Below are 17,936 nucleotides of genomic sequence, written 5' to 3' on the forward strand. Positions count from 1 at the left end.
CTTGTCCACAGGGGCAGGCCGTTGATGATTTGTTCTAGCCTGTGCCATTGCGGGCCCGTTCTGTCAGGCACTCCCACCCCGACTCCGAAGCGGCGGCGTTCCGGGGCCAGCGTCGCGCGGGAGCATCCCGTTCGACACGACGGATGATTTGGACACGGTCACATCGGCAGCGCTCGCATCGACGCCGTTCTCGGACTGGATTAAAGGGAGCGCACGCAGTGGGCGAAGGTCCGCGCGGTTCATCAGCCGACCAGCCATGCGCTATTTTTGCACCTACTTCGATGCGCGCTACCTCTCGCGCGGCTTGGCGATGTACCGCTCGCTCGCCCGTCACTGCCCGGCGTTCCGGCTCTACGTCCTCTGCCTGAACGACACCTGCTACGACGCTCTCAATCGGGCGGCGCTGCCGCATCTCGTGCCGATCCGGCTGCCTGATCTGGAGCGGTTCGATCCGGCCCTGGCGGCGGTCCGGGCCCGACGCCGCCGCGTCGAATATTATTTTACCCTGACACCGTCCCTGCCGCTCTTCATTCTCGCCGCCGATCCCGAGATTGATCTCATAACCTATATTGATGCTGATATACTTTTCTTCAGCAGTCCAGAGCCAATGTATTCCGAGCTCGGCGATCGGTCGATACTGATCATCGGACACCGCTTCTCCGAGCGCAACGCACATCGGGCACAATATGGGCGCTACAACGTTGGATGGGTCACATGGCGGAACGACCGCCAGGGGCGCGCCTGCCTCGACACGTACCGCGAGCGGTGCCTCGAATGGTGCTACGCCTTCCTGGAGAACGGCCGCTTCGCCGACCAGCGCTACCTCGACGCCTGGCCCGAGACGTTCAGCCGTCTGGTCGAGGCGCGTCACCGCGGCTGCAACGTGGCGCCCTGGAACATCGACACTGACCGGCTCACGCTGCGGGACGGTCAAGTCTTCGTCGATGACGATCGGCTGATTTTCTATCACTTCCACGCGCTGAAGAGCACGACCGAACTCGATCTGTCGGGCATGGGCATCGATGAGTACGTGCCGAACCTGGCCGGCCTCGACCGTACGGTCATCTTCGGGTCAATCTACCTGCCGTATCTCCTGGCCCTGGCGGATGCGCGGGCCGAGATCGAGACCCTCGGCTTTGCGGAGCCCGAGACGGTCGAGGCCGCGGTTCAGGTGCCGCTCTGGCGCGATAGCTTCGCCTGGTCGCATCAGGTCTCGGAGGCGCCGGCGTGGAACCGGCCGCCCGAGATCGATCCGCACCGCGCCCTGGCATGCCGGGCCGACGCCAGGGCCGAGGCCGAACGCGACGCGGGCGCCGCACGGCGTGTCGATCCCGGTGGACGCCTCCTCGATGCCGACGCCGTGCGCGAGCTGATCCTCGACCGTGTCTTTCGCGATGCCGTCGACGGCGGCCCGCTCGACGTCCTCGATTGGGGGGGCGCCCGCGCCGGCCTGCCGGCCCTGTCGCTGGCGCGCAGGCGCCGGGGAACGCGGACGCTGCGCTACCGCCTGCTCGATGCGCCGGTGCCGGCCGAAGACCTCGCGGAGGCCTATCCCGGTCTGGAGATCGTCCGCAGCCTCGCCGACGCCCTGCGTGAGCCGCCTCGCGTGATCCTGGCGGGCGCGCGCGTGTCGGAATGCGCGGACTGGCCCGCGATCCTTGCGCTGCTCCGGGGAAGCGGGGTGGCCTGGATCGTCCTCGACGTTCATACGACCACCGACCATGACGGCCTACAGGCGCGCCGACGCGTCTGCGGATCCGCTTCGGTGCGGCCGATCTGGGTCCACAAGCGGCGGGAACTGGCCGAGGCTTTCGGCCGGCTCGGGCTGGCGGTCGCCGACGAATACGTCTGGTCGGATTCCGTCTACATCCAGGGGTGCGTCGAGAGTATCGACCACCGAACCATCGTGCTCCGGCGCGAGGGGAGTGATCGCGCATGAAATACGCCGTCGTCGACACCGTCTATCAGGGCTACGTCAACCACCTTTATCAGGGTACCGGCCTCCACCGCCGCGACTGGGCTTCGCAGTACCGGGCGACCGTCGATGGCGGCTTCCCGACGCTGAGTTCCTGGTCGGAGCCGCTCGAGGCCAAAGGCCATACGGTGCTCGACGTGTGGGCGAACTACATGCCGCTCCAGCATCGCTGGTGCGTCGAGAACGGCGCCCTCGACCTGTTCGCGGACGCCAACCCGCCGATCGACGCGACCCTGGATGCGACACCGGAGGCGTTTCTGCAACCCTGGGCGCAATCGGGTTTCGTCGGGATCCTGCGCGAGCAGATCCGCCGCTTCCGGCCGGACGTGCTCGTGATCGGCAACCTGTTCGAGTTCGACACGGCCTTCCTGCGTTCGATCGCCGGCCATTACGGCGTGGCGATCGGCCAGCACGCGGCGGCCATCCCGTGGGGCGACCATTCCGGCTACCAGGCGATCATCTCGTCGCTGCCCAACCAAGTGCGCTACTTCGCGGGGCTCGGCCTCGACGCCTACGAGGTCCGCCTCGCCTTCGACCGGCGCCTGCTGCGCCATCTCAAGCCCGGGAGCGACCGCTTCGGTCTGATCTTCCCCGGGCAGGTCACGGACGAGCATGGCGGTCGCGCGCGGACCCTGCGGGCCCTAGCCGCCGCCATGGAGATCGACGTGTTCAGCGACAGCGCGGAGGCGCTCGGGACCGACACCCGGGCCCGCCTGCATCCGGCCCTGTGGGGTCTGGAGATGTATCAGGCGATGCGCGACAGCCGGATGGTGTTTAACTGCCACATCGACGCCGCGGGGGAATTCGCCAACAACCTGCGCCTCTACGAGGCGAGCGGCAGCGGTGCGCTGCTCCTGACGGACGCCAAGGTCAACATGGACCGCATCCTCGTGCCCGGTCGGGAATGCCTCGCTTTCGAGGGCCCGGAGGACGCCGTGCAGCTCGCGCGGCACTACCTCACCCACGACGACGAGCGCCGGTCGATCGCCGAGGCCGGGACAGCCCGTGTAATGCGCGAGCACACCTACCATCACCGCGTCGAGGAGTTGATCGCCGTGGCCGAACGCTATCTCTGACCGTCCGCCGGCAGGATCCCGGCCCGCGGCCCCGTCGTGGCGCGGGCCTCGCGACGCTCAGCGGGTCCCGGCGAACCAGCGGCTGAACGGCCAGAGGCGGGATCCGGCCGTCTTCCGCTCCGGAACAGGCCGGAAGACGTAGGTCGCGTTGTCGAGCGGACCGAGGTGCTCGATCATCGCGTAACCGGTGTGCCAACTCAGGAAGTCGCGCTCGGCGATCTGCGTGCAGAGGTAGCGGATCTCGCAATCCTCGAATCCGGGCGGGAGCGGCCCGGGGCCGTTGTCGGCCAGGCGCGAGACCTGCTCGAAACTGTGCGTGACCCCGTCCGTGAGGTTGAGGCGCGCCCAGGCGACGACGGGAGCCCTCAGGGCGAGAAGGCGCGCCACCGTGTCCTTCGCGTCGGGGACGTATTGCAGGGCGCTCGACGAGTAGATGCAATCGACGCCTCCCAGCCATCGGCGGGCGGCGTCGATCGTATCGAAGTAGCGCAGATCCGGGTCGAGCCCCGCGCTCGCGGCCTTCCGCACCATCGCGGGCGTCTCCACGACCGCCCATTTCACGGCGATCCCCGTCGCGCGGGCCATCCTGTGGTGCAACCCGCAGGCGCCCCCGAAGTCCAGGACGCGCACGGCGGCGGGTTTACCCAGCATCTCCTGCGCCAGCACCACGGCCCGGCGCGCCGAAGCATCGCTCGGGAAGCTCGAAAGCATCTCCGGGGTGACGCGGCGGCTCTTCTCGAAGACGACGTCGACCAGGAGCTGGTTCTCGTAGTCGGTCTGTTGCGGGGGGACGGGCGTCATCCGGGAGATCCTGCGCGGTCGATCGCGGCACCGTCCGCCGCCGGCCGGCCGCCTATCATGAAGGGCACGCGAACGGCAAAGACGCGGGGCCCCGGGGGAGGGGCGATCGGAGGTATCCGGTTGCGGGACGCGTTGCCCCCTGAGACAGGTCGCGCAGGCTCTCAGGGCAAGACGCAGCCCGAGCGGACTCGGCGCGGGGTGCCGGTCGCGAGGCCCGGCCCCGCGCTAGACGCGCGGGATCGGGACCCGGAGCCGGCGGTAGCCCGTGCAGAAGCGCGACAGGAACGGCACCGTTCCGTTCCGGCGATCGTCGGCCGAACTGCGCCGCAGGATCGCGTCCGCGACGACGAGGCCGTCCCGCCGCCGCTCATCGTAGGCGAGCACGCCGGCGCCCTCGTCCGGCACGGCGTCGACCGCGCAATCCTGGATGCGCGGGTCGAATTCGGCGTAATCGGCGTCGCCGAACAGCCGGAGCGCCATGACGGCCGACTCGACCGCCGCCGCGCCATGGAAGCCGGGGCGCCCGTCACGAAAGGCCGTGATGAGCTGGAATTCCCGGTGATCGTAGCGAAGGCTGAAATCCTCGACCGCGGCCTCGCGGCTGGAAGATTGGGCAGGATCGAAGCAGATCAGCTTGCGCGTGCGGGCGAACAGGGCGCGAAGGTCCGGGTCGTCGACGAGGCCGATCTCCAGACCCACGGTCACATCGGCCTCACCGCCGAACGCCGCCGCGTGCAGGGCGTCGATGTCGCCCGCCTCGCGCAGTGCCGCCCGATCGGCCGGCGTCAGGTCGGCATAGATCACGAACACCGCGAGCCCCGCATAGCGGGGGGGCGAGAACCGGCTCGGAACCGGCAGGCCTCCGGGCGCCGAGGCCTTGGCGGACACCGCCGCCTCGATCGCCTCGGCGAGCTTGCCGACCATGGCGGCCGATGAGAAGTGTCGGGCCTGGACGAAGCCCTTCGCGGCCAGGTGGCGACGGCCCTCCGCGTCGGTCCAGAACCGCTCCAGATCGTCGGCCATCGCCACCGCGTTCGCAGCGGTGGCGAAATAGGCGACCGCGTCGCCGCAAATCTCCGGAACCGCGGAGGTCCGAGTGGTCAGAACGGGGACGCCCAGCGCCATCGCGTCGACGAGGGGGATGCCGAACCCTTCGTACAGGCTCGGAAACACGAGGCCCCGCGCCCGTGTGACGAGGTCGAGCAGCTCGGATTCCGACATGAACGGGCGCAGATCGACGCTGTCGCCGACGCCGAGGGCGGCCGCGACCTGCGCGAGCCGGTCGCGGGCCGCCGGCCGGCTCGCCGTGTTGGTCAGCACGAGGGGGATCCGCACGCCGCGGCGCGCGAGAACGGCCACGGCCTGGACGAGGATCTCGTGGTTCTTGTGCGGCCATGGCACGGCCGGATAGACGAGATAGGGGTCGCCCTCGCCGATCCCGGCGCGTCGGTTCCGCGCCTCGTCCTCGCTCAGGCCGCTGTCTTCGGCCATGAAACCGGCGAGGTGGGCGACCGTGATCCGGTCTGCCCCGTAGAACGCCGTCAGGTTGTCCCGCTCGTAGGCGGAGATGGCCACCAGCCGGTCCGAGCGGTCGATGGCGTAGCTGTATTCGGCCACGCGGGATTTCATGTCGGCCTGCGCGAACAACCACGGCATGCGCAGGTGCTGCAGGTCGAGGACGAGGCTGATCACGGCGACGCGCGGGTCGATCGTCGTCGGCCGCAGGCCGTTCAGGGGATCGACGTAGCACTCGCACCACGCGATCAGCTGGCGCAGGTCGACGTTGTTGTCCGACTGGACGACGCTGAAGCCGACCTCCGGAAAACGCGCGATCAGATCCGTCCAATAGGGGGGGATCGCGGCTCGCAATTCCACCCGCCGGGGCAGATGGGCGAGGAGGGCCAGCGCGAGGCGGCCCGCACCGCCGGAACCCCGGTTCTCCGGCAGGAGGCGAACGAGGTTCAGCGCCACGCGCAGGCGCCGATGCGGCAACGGCGCCTGCGCCGTGCGGTCCTCCGCACGCGCGGTACGCACCTCCGCAGGGTCCGCCTGCAATGTGACCCGGCGCAGGCGGAAGCGGGGGCCCGCACGCTCGAAGGGATCGAGGCGCAGCCGACGGACCGGCCGGTCCAGGACAATGACGGCCGTCGTCTCCCCGTCCCTCCGATTGAAGCGGATCGGCTGGCACTCCTCGGCACGGAAACCCTGACCGGTATCCGCGTAGAGTTCGGCGCCCGCGGCCTCCTCCAGGCCAGGCCCGGGCTCGGCGGTCAACCGGTAGCGGCCCGCCGCGATCTGGCGGCCGAAGGGGCGTGCGAGCAGGAGTTGAGGATCATCGCCCGTTGCCAACCACCAATCGCCGTCGCGCTGCAGGTCGTGGAGCGGCCGGATCGTCAGGCGCATGTCCGCTCAACCGGTCGTCCGGGCGACGGGGGTCGATTGCGGACCGAATGGGTGGATTCAGAGGTCACACCGCGCTCACAAGCCGGTCTCGAAGAAATCGGAGACGACCTCAGCCAAGCGGGCAGCCAGCCGGTCCTGTGACGCCGCCGCGAAGCGCGCGCCCATTTCTCCGCGCAGGTCGGCGACATCGCTGAAGGCACCATCCCTGATCCATACCTCGTTGCCCTGGAACGTGAAGGGGATCGCGCGCGTGCGTGTCTCCTGCAGCGAGTGGCCTGGCCGCTCCGCCCGAAACTCGCCGACCATCGTCTCGTTGATGCGATTGACGAACGGGATGCAGATGTAGACCTTCGCCTCGGGATGATAGCCAGCCCGCACGATCGCATCCATGGCGTCGATCGTGCCCCACAGCGCGGCGAAAGCGGCCCGGATCTCGTCGTAGATCTCGGCGTCCGTGCGCGGCTCGACGGGCTTCGGCGCTGCGGCGATGCGCGCCCGGAATGCGATCAGCGGGTCATCGGGCGTCGTCACGATCGCACAACCTCTGTTCGGTCGCTGGAGCGAGGCCCGGCAGGCGGGCGCCTCCGTGGGCCACTACGGCAGTGCCGAGCCGGTGTCGAGCGCATCGCCTTTCGCCGTCGCTCGCAGGCCGGGTTTGGTGATGCGCGCGACGGCTGGTCTTCACCGGCGCCCAGAACCCTTGACCCGACGCGCGCGCTTGGACCGATCCGGCATCGCCCTCGGCGGCACGAGGGTTTCATGGACGGTTTCTCGGGCTCGACGGGACAAACGCTATGCCCGGCTGCTGTGACGCTGGCCCAGGTGACCCGAATGCGCCGGGGGAGGGCGCCCTATCCGCCAGGGATTCGATACACGGTTCGGACTTGCGCTTGAGCCCGTGCCACATCATTCGACAATGCGCCCCGTCGATGGGCGTTCGATCGCCCGCGAAGCAGCCCTTGAGGTCGAGGGGCGCAGGATCCCCCGCTTCCGCCGGAGCGATCCGACATCACATGACGTCGGTACCGGCTCCAGCGGGCATGGCGGACGCGCTTGTCCTGATCGTCCACGAAAGGCTAAGAGCGCCCCTCGTGGACGGCGTGCTGGGAGAACGGGATCCACCCGGAGTCGGGTCGAAACCCTTATCAGGTGCATATGCGTCCGTCCCGGCTGCATGGCCCTCGGAACCTCCACTATGACGAGTTTGCCTCCGCCGCAGCCCCTGGATTGGACCGGACGGCGCGTGCTGATCACCGGCGGGGTCGGGTTCGTCGGATCGAACCTCGCCCGCCGGCTCGTCGATGCGGGCGCGCAGGTCACCTGTTTCGACGCGTTCGTGCCCAACGACGGGGCGGAGCTGTTCAACCTCGACGGTTACCTCGATCGTCTGCGCGTCGTGCGCGGCGACGTGCGCGATACCCCCGCCATCACCGCTGCGCTCGAGGGACAGGAGGTCCTGTTCAACCTCGCGGCGCAGACCTCCCACGTGGAATCGATGCGCGATCCGCGCACCGACATCGAGATCAACGCCCTCGCGCAGCTCGCCATCGTGGAAGCCTGCCGGAGCGTGGCCCCGCGGATCCGCACGGTCCATGCCTCGACGCGCCAGGTCTACGGCCGCCCCGGCAAGATTCCGGTCGACGAGTCCCACCCGCTGGCGCCCCCGGACGTCAACGCCATCAACAAGATCTCCGGCGAGTTCTATCATCTGCTCTATGGCCGGATCTACGGATCACGGCCGACGGTGCTCCGGCTGACCAACATCTACGGCCCGCGCATGCGCGTGCGAGACGCCCGGCAGATGTTCTTCGGCTGGTGGATCGCCCAAGCGCTCTCGGGGGTTCCGTTCGAGGTGTGGGGGGGACACCAGATCCGGGAACTCGCCTTCGTCGAGAACGTCGTCGACGCGCTGATCGCGGCCGTCGCGGAACCGGCGATCGGGCAGATCTACAACGTCGGCGGCGAGATCAGGCTTTCGCTGAAGGACCTCGCCGGGCGCCTCGTCGCTGCGACGCCCGGGGCCGCCTTCGCCATCAAGGACTTCCCCGCCGACCGCAGCCTGATCGATGTCGGTGATTACAGCGCCGACGACACCGCCTTCCGGGCGGCGACCGGATGGGCGCCCCGCCTGTCCTTCGAGGACGGGCTCCGTCAGACCCTCGAGTTCTACCACGCGCATCGGCGCCCCTATCTGGAACCTCTCCGATGAGCCAGTCGCCACCCATTCCCCAGACCGACCCGCGTGCCGGCTACCTCCGGCGCAAGGCCGAGATCGATGCGGCCGTGACGCGGGTCCTGTCGGGGGGACAATATATCCTCGGATCCGAGATGGAGGCGTTCGAGGCGGAATTCGCCGCGTGGACCGAGGCCGAGCAGGCGATCGCGGTCGGCAACGGTACGGACGGATTGGTGATCGGTCTGCTCGCCCTCGGCGTGCAACCGGGGGATCGTGTGATCACGGTCTCGCACACGGCGGTGGCGACGGTCTCGGCGATCGAGATGATCGGTGCCGTACCCGTCCTGGTCGATACCGATGCCTGCTACGGCATGGATCCGTCCGGGCTCAGTCACGTCCTCGACGCGTGCCTCCGCGAGGGCCGGCGCGTCGGCGCGGTCATCCCCGTCCACCTGTACGGTCAGGCGGCGGATCTGGAGCCGATCTGCGCAACCGCCGCCCGTGCCGCCGTCCCGGTCCTCGAAGATTGCTCGCAGGCGCACGGCGCGACCCTCGGGGGCAGACAGGTCGGCCGTTACGGTCAGGCCGCCGTCTACAGCTTCTATCCCACCAAGAACCTCGGCGGTTATGGCGACGGCGGCATGATCACCACGGATGTCGCGGCGCGCGCTGACGAGTGCCGTGCCTGTCGCCAGTACGGCTGGCGCGAGCGGTTCGTCAGCGCCAGTGCCGGCCGGAACTCTCGGCTCGACGAGATGCAGGCGGCGATCCTGCGCGTGAAGCTCGCGTCCCTGTCCGAGGACAATGCGCGGCGCGGCGCCATTGCGGCGCTCTACGATCAGGGCTTGGCCACCGCTCCGATCGAGCGTCCGCAACGCCGCGCACAGGCGGGTCATGTCTTCCATCAGTACGTGATACGCGCCGAGGGACGGGACGATCTCAAGGCGCGGCTGGCCGAACGCGGTATCGGGACCGGTCTGCATTACCCCGTCCCGGTTCATCTCCAACCTGCCTATGCCGGACGCATCGCGCTCGCCGGCGGCGAACTCCCGAACACCGAGGCCAGCGCGCGGGTCATCCTGTCGCTGCCGATGTATCCCGAGCTGACGGACACCGACGTCGAACGCGTGATCGCAGCGATCTCCGCATCGATGTCGTGACAGCCCCAAACGGCACGCCCGCTCGGCCGTCGCGCCGAGCGGGCGTGCCCCGATGATCGGGACGGCTCCGTGACGGCTGGGCGGTCACTGGCCTCGGGGCGCCGGATCCGGTGCACGGAACGCCTCGACGGGACATGCCCCGACGGACCCGTGATCCGCTCGGAAATTTGGAAGCCCTCATGGCCGCGATCGAGGAAATCCATACTGGAAAAGATGATTTCCTATTCTTGCTGCAGGGAACGAACAACGTCAGTTCCCAATATGTCAGATCTCCCGAGTCGCAATTCTTTCTGATCCATTGGCGCTTGGTTATCTCTGAACGAGCGCGCCGCCTCCGCAGCTTGGGCATACCCTATAAACATGTCTTGATGCCCGAGAAAATTACAATATACGATAATCTTCTCATCGATTTCGAGATAGAATGGCGTCTTTCGCTAGCATTTAGACTATATCATGAAGATGAATATTATAAAAAATTCCCCCTCCGTCGCCTCCGCGTGAACCGTTATCTGCAGCGCCGCGCCCGCTGGCGTGCCACGATGATCGATCTGATCGGGCCGATGCGGCGCCGGAGGGACGAGCAAGACTTGTTCTATCGCACCGACAGCCACTTGTCGTTTGCCGGGCGGCTGGTGGCCTATCGCGAGATCTGCCGCGCGATCGGTGCAAAGCCCGTCCGCGATTTCTGGGAGCGACCAACGAGTTATCACCCCGGTTGGGCCGGGGATTTGGGCATGCCCTTCGTTCCGCCCCGCTATGAAGGGACCACGCTGCATCACGTTCAGCGCGATGCCGTACGCGTGTATGCCAGTCCGATCGTTGAAGACATGGAACGACGTGGGCTGGAAGGATCGCTCCACACGGGCGCCCACGTTGTTTATCAGAATGCGCGCGCACCGGACCCCCGACGCGTGGTCCTGTTCGGCGACAGTTACGCCAACTTCATGCCGATCGGCCTCACTATTCTGCTGGCCGAGACGTTCCGTGAATTGCACTTCATCTGGAGCACCCAGCTCGATTACGGCTATATCGCGCGCGTGCGCCCCGATCTCGTGCTGGCGGAAATGTCGGAACGCTTCGTGTTCCGGCCCGCGGATGATCAATGGGATCTGGAGCTTTACGCACGACAACGCTACGGATCGAGCTGACCGTCGCTCCGCCAGATTGACAGATCGGCAGCGTCGCTGCCAGCCAAGTCACCGCCTCCGTGATCCGCAGGCCGTGCCGCGGTCAGACCTGTGGGCCGGATCGAGTCTTCGCCGTCCCGGCCACAACCCTCGCGCCGCCGCTCATTTGCGCGTATAGATCTCACCGAGCACAAGATGGGAAGATCCGACGCCGAAGGAAACCCCGGCGTAGGATAAAGGTCTTAATACCCGTTTCGGAGAAGCATAGGGCCCTGTCAGAAGCTGGGCGCGCCGAATCAAAGCGCGTCACATAAATCGAGTCCACGAAGCTTCAATCGGTGCTATCATGCTAGAATTACTTCGCAGCGACATTTTTTCCAAAGATGAACTTGACCATCCCGCAAGTGGATACGCCAAATGGTTTCAGCGCATCCACATGATGCGCTTGTGCGCATCATACCATGATCGCAAAAATTTCTGCGAAGTCGGCGCCAACGATTATCTTGAAATATTAAAGCAATTTCCTGGAGACAAGTACATCATCGATCCCTACGACGGACTCGAAGGAATGGGTGCCGCGATTCTTCCCCCCGACATTCCAGACCGGTGCGAAGTTTTCCGATGCGCGTTGGGGGTCGATAGCGGCGACATCCCCGGAGACCTGTTCGACTACGTTTTCACGGTCTCGGTGATAGAGCATATCGGGCAGTCTGAAACGAACTTTGATTGCGAGCCTTTGGATCATCGGCCAAAGGAGCAGGAAGAGCCCCGCGACGCTTTTTGCAATGAATTATTTCGGGTCATGCGGCCCGGCGGCGTGACGATACACAGCATCGACCACGCACCGCGCAATCGAAGCTATCTTAAAAACTTTACGGATGCCGGCTTTGAACTGCTCCGAAACGACGAGCTGCCAAGCGTTGACGAATGCTTGCATGACCTGTCCGCGGTGCGCCAGCGCCATGATTGGCTTGATCCCGCAATCCCGATGCCCGTCGAGGAGATGCGGCTGCACAGCGTTCTGACGATGGGCTTCGTCAAGCCTCAGACAGAGCGGCCGGCATAAATCTCCGGCACAACGGTCTTCAGCCTCTGAGGCTGTCGAGCCGCGTGAGCAAAATTTCAACCCGGGACACGCCGATCAGCGCCGTGCGTGGTGCGCTTAGCAAACGCATCCTCTGATCAGCACCATAGATATGCCGTCATAAAAAATCGGGTTCATGGACCTGCACCGAAGTGATTTCCACCGACGCGGCAACGGCTTCGGCGCAGCGCGCGTGTTTACAATTCGGCCCGAGAGCTCCCCCCTCGCAACTGGAACCCAAAGTAGCTATAGGACCACGCCCGCACATCATCCAAAGTCGCCCGCGACGCAGAAATGATTAGAGTCTGACCGTGCGCTTCTTCATCGATCACGATGACGGCCATTCGATCCGTGGCTGGATCGTGCCAGATAATCAGCTTGCGACCAGCCATGTGGTCGTGTCCGTCGAGGGGCGCCGCGTTGCCCAGGTCGCGGCGAGCCTGACCGATCCAACGTTCAAGAACAACGGTTGGCACGCGACGGGTCAATGCATCTTCGTCGTGACCGAAGCCGACGTACCGGGTCTCTCCGGTCTGGAGCGGCTGGAATTGTACGATGCAGACACCAACGTGCTGGTGCATCGGCGGGTCCCCATGGACAGCCTGCTCCAGATGCGCATGTGCCTGATCAACACCGGGATCGATCCTGAGACGGTGCTTCAGAGTGCCCTCTTCCCCCATTTCGAGCGCAGCTATTTCGGCCTGCACCGAATGTCGGACGAGATCCTGACCAGCCTCTTCTTGAATGCGGCGCGGTCGGTGCTCCTGTCGGGTGCCGTGGTGATCCCCCGGTACGAGAATTTCATGACGCCGGACCTGATGCTCACGGCACTCTTGGTGCAGGATCCCTATATTGAGATGGCGACGCGCCTGCATTGGTTGAAAGCGCGCGCCGCCGATGCGGCCGACCCTGCGCGCGGGTGGCGTCTCGCGGGGCTCGCCGAGGCCGCGGCCTTCACGAACGATTACGACCTCACGGATTTGAAGAGCCTCAAGCGCTTCTTCCGCATGCTGCCGGAATCGGCCTACCGGCTGCTCTACAATCCGCTGACCCGCCAGCTCGGAACCCGTATGCCGGAGGACCGGCTACATCCGGGCAATTCGATCGCGGCGATCGAGGTCCTGTCGCGGGTCGGCATCGTCGGGCACAAGGCGCGCTTCGGGGCTTTCGCCCGGACGCTCTTCGATCAGCTCGGCCTCGACGTACCGCTCCCGGAGATCCCCGAGCCGTCCGCCGCCGTGCGTGACCTGGCTCAGCATCTACGTGCCATTCGGACCGTGGAAGAAATGCTCATCTTCGACGTCGCCATATCAGACGCCATCAAAGATATTGTCGATAAACATTGGGGCTCCTGACGGAGGCCCGATCGGCGGCGGCACTCCCTGTCGATCCCGTCCACTCGGACACACGACTCGAGATCTTGAAACGGGCCGCTCCGAACCCTTCAACGCAACACTGCCGTGAGGGCTTGGCGCGAACGGATGGTCGCCCAGCCAGTATCACCCGCAACGGGCTGAGCGGGTGCGGCCCGACACTCTGGCCCGTCGACCCCGGCAACCCCTGGCCATCTTTTCGCCGTCAGCCTCACGCTTTTTGCGCCGTTTCCAGAAATGTTCGCAAGGAATGGATGGGATGGCGACCGGCAGCGCTGGAACGGTCTTCGTGGCGGGCCACCGGGGCATGGTGGGCTCGGCGATCGTGCGCCGCCTGCGGGACCGCGCGCGGATCCTGACGGCCGACCGGCAGGCCCTCGACCTGCTCGACCAAGCCGCGGTCCGGCGCTTCTTCGCCGAGAACCGGATCGATCAGGTCTACCTTGCCGCCGCCAAGGTCGGCGGCATCCACGCCAACAACACCTATCCGGCCGCGTTCATCCACGAGAACCTGCTGATCCAGGCCAACATCATCGACGCCGCGCATCGGAACGGGGTCGACCGGCTGCTGTTCCTGGGCTCCTCGTGCATCTACCCGAAGCACGCGCCCCAGCCGATGCGCGAGGACGCGCTGCTCACCGGGGTGCTGGAGCCGACCAACGAGCCCTACGCCGTCGCCAAGATCGCCGGCATCAAGATGTGCGAGAGCTACAACCGCCAGTACGGGCGGCGCTACCGCAGCGTGATGCCGACCAACCTGTACGGGCCCAACGACAACTTCCACCCGGAGAACGCCCACGTCCTGCCGGCGCTGATGCGCCGGCTGCACGCGGCCAAGGCGGAGGGCCGCCCGGCGGTCACGGTCTGGGGCACGGGCCGGGCGATGCGCGAGTTCCTGCACGTCGACGACATGGCGCGGGCCAGCGTGTTCGTGATGGAGATGGACGACGCGGTCTACGCGGCCAACACCCGGCCGGACCTGTCGCACATCAATGTCGGCACGGGGGAGGATTGCACGATCCGGGACCTGGCCGAGGCGCTGGCGCGGGTGATCGGCTACGACGGCGCGCTGGAGTTCGACGCGTCGAAGCCCGACGGCACGCCGCGCAAGCTGATGGACGTGTCGCGGCTCAGAGCCATGGGCTGGCGGCCGGAGGTCGGCCTGGAGGACGGCCTGCGCCAGACCTACGCCTGGTTCCTCGACAACCACGCCACCCTGCGGAGCTGAGCGGGGGCGCGGCGATCCTGAGCCGGCGACAGACACCATACGGCCCCGACCCAGCCGGCTTACCAAAGGCCTGACAGATCCGGCGCCCATCGCGTTCCCCCATCGGGAGGCGCCGGCGGCGGCGCGAACGCACTCCCGAAGGTACAGGGCTGCCGAGGTTCTTCGAGCCCCGCCTTGGTTTGACCCCGCGGGGGTCGAAGGGTGGACCGCCGACCGTCACCCAAGGTATGCACGCCCGGGCTCGCAACGACGCGTCAGATGGCCGAAGAAGAAGAACATCCTCCGGGCGCGGGTGCCGGGTCGGAGTCCGGCGCGCTCGGGCGTTCGGTCGACCCCGCCTGGTATCTGGCGCGCTACGAGGATGTCGCGCAGACCGGCACGGATGCGGTCGAGCACTTCGTGCTGTATGGGCACGCCGAGGGGCGCTTCCCCAACGCCGCGTTCGAAGCCCGGGACGCGCTCGATCGAGAGATCGATGCGGCGTGGTACGCGGAGCGTTACCCCGACGTCGCGGCGTCCGGCCTGTCGCCCGGCGAGCACTACGCGCGCGTCGGCCGGGATGAGGGGCGCTTCCCCAGTCCCGAGCATGAGGCCCAGCACCGGCGCGCCCTGTCGGTCGACGCCGCCTGGTACCTGACGCGCTACGGCGATGTCGCCGAGACGGAGGCCGATCCCGGCGAGCATTACGCGCTCTACGGCCACACAGAGGGACGCTTCCCGAACGCCGAAGCCGAAGCCCGGCACCGGCGCGCCGAGCATGTCGACGCCGAATGGTACCGGGCGCGCTACCCCGACATCGCCGGGACCGGGCTCGACGCGGCGGAGCACTATGCGGTGCGCGGATATGCCGAGGGCCGCTACCCCAACGCCGCGTGCGTGCCGATCAATGGTCCGGTCGCGCGCCCGCCCGCCCGCGCTCGACAGCGCCTTCCCTATTATCCGCTCGTCGGCGTGGTCACGCCCGTCCGCAACCGGCGGAAATGGACCCTCGGCTTCGCGCAGATGCTGGGCCGGCAAGATTATCCCGTCTTCCGGCTCTACGTCGTCGATTCGGCCTCGACGGACGGCACGCCGGACGCGCTCAGGGCGCTGGGGCTGCCTGAGGTCAGCATCCTCGACGCGTCGGACGCCGCCTACTGGACAGCCGCGACAAATCTCGGCGTCGCGCGGGCTCTGCAGGACGGCTGCGAATACATCCTCACGATCAACGATGATGCCATCGTCCCCGACGATTACGTCACGGGCATCGTCCACGCCGCCGTATCCGCCGCCGCCGAGATCGTCGGCAGCGTCATCGCGTATGTCGAAGATCCAGGCCGCCTCTGGGGCGTCGGAGCCTATAACGCGTGGCGTTCGGGCGCCTTCCTTCAATTGCGCCTGGCCAGTCGCTGGGACGATGCCGTCGACGCCGAGCCCGCACAGTCGAACGGCCTGATCGCGGCGGATTATCTGTGCGGCAACGGGACCCTGATCCACCGGTCCGTCTTCGAGCGGATCGGCCTGTACGACGCGAAGGCGACGCCGCATTACCATGCCGATAGCGAGTTCACGATGCGGGCCGAGCGGGCCGGCATCCCGCGCTGGATCGCCCCGCGGGCACGGCTCTACAACCGTTTCACCGAGACCGGGGACGGAATCTTCGCAGCCCGCAACCAGCGGCTGTTCTCGCTCCGATCCGCCAACTACGCGCGTCCGCTGCTGTCGATCCTCGACCGGTACTGCCCGCCGGAACTGGTTCCGACCGCCCTGGTTCGCTACTTCGCCAAGCACGTCGAACGGCCGGACTTTCGCACGTGGTCGCGCCTGCTCCGGTCGGTCGCGTTCCTGCGCCAGGCGAGGCCCCGCACCGTTTCGTACGCCGACTTCTTCCCGCCGCTGGAGCCCGCCCTCTGCGCGGCCGAGGATGTCGAGATCCTCCTCGGCCTGCCGGACGACGACTTCGTGGTCATGCTCTACCCGGTGATCCTGCGCCGGGCGGGCTCCGATCGCGAGCATGCGGCGCAGGCGGCGGCCCTCCGCGCCGGCCGCGGACGCGCCGAGATCCTGAGCGAGGCGCTGCGCCGGGCGGAGGTACGCGCGCGGCCGGAGATCCGGCGGGATTTCCTCGCGCTGCTGTTGCGACACCCGACGCCGGAGGCCGTCGCGCGGGCGACCACGGATCTCACGGATCCCGAACGCTGGCTGCTGCAGCGGATCGCCGAGGACGGGCGAAGGCCGTCGCGGGCGTTCGTGCGCGCCCGGTCCCGTGCCGAGGCCGCGGCCCGCACGACGGCGATCGCGGGGGCAGGGCGCACGACGGTCTACATGAACGTCGATGTCCCCTGCATGGCGGTCACGGATCCGAAGGCCGCGACCGGCGTCCACCGCTACGTGGTGAACGTCCTCGACGCGCTGCTCCGCGATCCTCGGGTGGACCTGCGCCTCTTCTACGCCCCCGAATTGGCGGAGAGCGGCGCGCGGCTGCGCGACAGCGGTGCCCTGCCCGACGCCGCGTTCCTCGCGCCCGGCACGCAGGTCACGGACGGCGTGGCGTTCTATCCCTATTTCCCCTATGCCGGCCTCGATCCGCGCCTGCGCGATCGCCCGCATGTCCTGACGATCTGCGACGTCTTCCCGCTCACCGATCCGGACTGGTTCTCGCCCGTCGCGGTCGCGAATTTCCGCAGGCAGCTGCACAATCTGGTGCGGGCCGACCATGTCCTGTGCATCTCCAAGGCGACCGAGGACGCCCTGCACGCGGCGTTCCCAACCCTGAGAGCCGCCTCGTCCGTGGCCCATCTCGGCGTCGACGGCGCCAAGTCCGGCCGTGACCAGGGCCGCAGCCCCCGCGCCGGCCGGGAGGGCAGGCCCTACTTCGTCTGCGTCGGGACGATCGAACCCCGCAAGAACCTGCGCACCGTCATTGCCGCCATGGCCCGCCTCACCGACCCGGCCGTGCGGGACCTCGAGATGGTGGTCGTCGGTCAGGAGGGCTGGTCGGTCACGTCGCACGACCTGACGGCTCTGGCGGGTGGCGAGAGCCAGCGCATCCGCTTCCTGGGTCGCGTCCCGGACGCGCAGCTCTGGGATCTGTACGCCAACGCCGTCTGCACGGTGTTCCCGTCGCTGGCGGAGGGGTTCGGCTTCCCGATCGTGGAATCGTTCGCCTGCGGCACGCCGGTGGTGACATCGGACCGCTCCAGCATGCGGGAGATCGCCCGGGCCGGGGCCGTGCTGGTCGATCCCCTCGACCCGACCGCCATAGCCGGCGCCATCACGGCGATCGCCACGGATCCCGCCCTGCGTCGCCGCCTGGCGGCCGAGGCCGAGGCCGAGGCGGCGCGGTTCACCTGGGCGGCCTGTGCCGAGCGGCATGTCGAGGTTTTCGCGGGATTGACCGCGGTGGTGCGCGGTGCGGCGTGACGGGGATGCGGCCCGCGCGCCGGGCTCGCCCCGGTGGGCTTGGCTTACACCGCCCGGCCTGCGTTCCGACCCCCCCCGGGGCCGTTCCGCCGTGCCTTCGTGGGGGTGCCCGTGAGGGCGTCCCGCCGGAG

Annotated in this window: 12 protein-coding genes; 9 read left to right on the top strand and 3 right to left on the bottom strand. The window is 67.5% G+C overall.

All coding sequences use genetic code 11. The annotated features are described in order from the left end of the window. Window positions 1-256: 256 nt before the first annotated feature. A complete protein-coding gene (locus tag AC3IF3_RS22225; protein ID WP_489230340.1) occupies window positions 257-1,939 on the top strand; it encodes a hypothetical protein in 1,683 nt (560 codons plus the stop codon). After that, a complete protein-coding gene (locus tag AC3IF3_RS22230; RefSeq protein WP_489230341.1) occupies window positions 1,936-3,051 on the top strand; it encodes a glycosyltransferase family protein in 1,116 nt (371 codons plus the stop codon). The genes AC3IF3_RS22225 and AC3IF3_RS22230 overlap by 4 nt, the downstream gene beginning before the upstream one ends. 57 nt (window positions 3,052-3,108) lie before the next feature. On the opposite strand, the gene AC3IF3_RS22235 is transcribed toward AC3IF3_RS22230, so the two are convergent. The 3 genes from AC3IF3_RS22235 to AC3IF3_RS22245 all read right to left on the bottom strand — a co-directional run bounded on the left by AC3IF3_RS22235 (window position 3,109) and on the right by AC3IF3_RS22245 (window position 6,786). Beyond that, window positions 3,109-3,852 (bottom strand): class I SAM-dependent methyltransferase, encoded by a 744-nt coding sequence (locus AC3IF3_RS22235; protein WP_489230342.1) that lies wholly within the window; start codon window positions 3,850-3,852, stop codon window positions 3,109-3,111. Window positions 3,853-4,077: 225 nt separating this feature from the next. After that, window positions 4,078-6,255, bottom strand: a complete 2,178-nt coding sequence (locus tag AC3IF3_RS22240; RefSeq protein ID WP_489230343.1) for a glycosyltransferase family 4 protein — start codon at window positions 6,253-6,255, stop codon at window positions 4,078-4,080. Window positions 6,256-6,330: 75 nt separating this feature from the next. Next, window positions 6,331-6,786, bottom strand: a complete 456-nt coding sequence (locus AC3IF3_RS22245) for a hypothetical protein (protein WP_489230344.1) — start codon at window positions 6,784-6,786, stop codon at window positions 6,331-6,333. A 664-nt stretch (window positions 6,787-7,450) separates the two neighbouring features. Here AC3IF3_RS22245 and AC3IF3_RS22250 point away from each other — a divergent pair. The 7 genes from AC3IF3_RS22250 to AC3IF3_RS22280 all read left to right on the top strand — a co-directional run bounded on the left by AC3IF3_RS22250 (window position 7,451) and on the right by AC3IF3_RS22280 (window position 17,805). Continuing rightward, window positions 7,451-8,464, top strand: a complete 1,014-nt coding sequence (locus tag AC3IF3_RS22250) for an NAD-dependent epimerase/dehydratase family protein (protein WP_489230345.1) — start codon at window positions 7,451-7,453, stop codon at window positions 8,462-8,464. Continuing rightward, window positions 8,461-9,591 (top strand): DegT/DnrJ/EryC1/StrS family aminotransferase, encoded by a 1,131-nt coding sequence (locus tag AC3IF3_RS22255; protein WP_489230346.1) that lies wholly within the window; start codon window positions 8,461-8,463, stop codon window positions 9,589-9,591. The genes AC3IF3_RS22250 and AC3IF3_RS22255 overlap by 4 nt, the downstream gene beginning before the upstream one ends. A 179-nt stretch (window positions 9,592-9,770) precedes the next feature. Further along, window positions 9,771-10,739 (top strand): alginate O-acetyltransferase AlgX-related protein, encoded by a 969-nt coding sequence (locus AC3IF3_RS22260; RefSeq protein WP_489230347.1) that lies wholly within the window; start codon window positions 9,771-9,773, stop codon window positions 10,737-10,739. 325 nt (window positions 10,740-11,064) lie between these two features. Then, window positions 11,065-11,784 carry a class I SAM-dependent methyltransferase gene (locus AC3IF3_RS22265; protein WP_489230348.1) on the top strand — a complete coding sequence of 240 codons (720 nt, stop codon included), beginning with the start codon at window positions 11,065-11,067 and terminating at the stop codon, window positions 11,782-11,784. 329 nt (window positions 11,785-12,113) lie between these two features. Next, window positions 12,114-13,157: a hypothetical protein gene (locus AC3IF3_RS22270; RefSeq protein ID WP_489230349.1), complete on the top strand. Its 1,044-nt coding sequence runs from the start codon at window positions 12,114-12,116 to the stop codon at window positions 13,155-13,157. Between the two features lie 277 nt (window positions 13,158-13,434). Beyond that, entirely contained in the window at window positions 13,435-14,403 is a 969-nt protein-coding gene (fcl, locus tag AC3IF3_RS22275) for a GDP-L-fucose synthase (protein ID WP_489230350.1), read from the top strand. Window positions 14,404-14,661: 258 nt separating this feature from the next. Further along, on the top strand, window positions 14,662-17,805 hold the full coding sequence (locus AC3IF3_RS22280; RefSeq protein ID WP_489230352.1) for a glycosyltransferase: 3,144 nt from the start codon (window positions 14,662-14,664) through the stop codon (window positions 17,803-17,805). Window positions 17,806-17,936: the final 131 nt, after the last annotated feature.

It is taken from the genome of Methylobacterium sp. J-118, from assembly GCF_057836565.1.